Below are 873 nucleotides of genomic sequence, written 5' to 3' on the forward strand. Positions count from 1 at the left end.
TGGTCCGTTACCAAACCCGCTTCTTCCAGCTGGAGCGGCAAAGCCGTCATTACGCGCCAGCAAAAACCCGCGTGACGGTCCGGGAAAAACAAGAAGGAAAGCTAGTCATCCTCTTTCGGAATCGGCCGCTGCGTTTCACCGAGATCGCTGGCCGGCCTGCGCCAAAACCCAAGCAGCGACCCGCGCCGCCGAGCCACTCTCCGACTAGCCGGAGAGTGGTCAATCCTCCTCCCTCCCACCCATGGAAGCGACCCTTCAAATGGCAAACAGCCGTGCAGTATCCACCAAAAACGTAACTTCGTAACCAAGGGGACATTTCTATTGTGCTACGACAACGGGACAATGCCAGCAAAAGTTGGCGCTCTTTTCGCAAAAGAAAACACTTTTCCCCAGGGCGTTTTGGGGCCTGCGGCTCGCTGCAGGCGATTCTTTGTCTTTGCGGAGTGCTTGAGGAAGACCGGAGTTTTTGCAAGGGGGTGTCGGTGGGTCTCTCCCGAGGGTCAAACGCGAGACGCTCTGGCTAGGCGGCCGAAGAAGTCCGTGCGGTTCTGGTTGTGATGACCGAGGATTGGGTGGGGGAAACAACGGCCTGGGTTGCGCTTCTGCGCGGCGTTGGTTTTCCCCCGGAGCGGTATGAGGACATACTGCAAGGATGGAAAACCAAGCGAGAACGAAGCTGACAAGCCCATTGTGCAAGTCGCAGGAGAAAGCTTCTGTGGAGTCGAGGAGTGGCGCGGTGCGACGTAGGAGAGCCATAGCGGGAGCTGCCCCTTTCGGTATGACAGTGCCTGAGGGTAGTGTCCGCTTTTTTGTGTGCGGGTCGATTTTCCGCTTTGTTGTCTAACAGTAAAGAGAGTTGTTCGCACGCCGTCA

The 873-nt window shown here is 57.2% G+C and carries 1 pseudogene; it reads left to right on the plus strand.

The features are described from left to right. Window positions 1-296 (plus strand): annotated as a pseudogene (locus A37A_RS21630) (hypothetical protein); the annotation flags it as partial. Between the last annotated feature and the right edge of the window lie 577 nt (window positions 297-873).

Origin of the sequence: Verrucomicrobium sp. 3C, assembly GCF_000379365.1 — a bacterium.
Classification (GTDB): domain Bacteria; phylum Verrucomicrobiota; class Verrucomicrobiia; order Methylacidiphilales; family Methylacidiphilaceae; genus Methylacidimicrobium.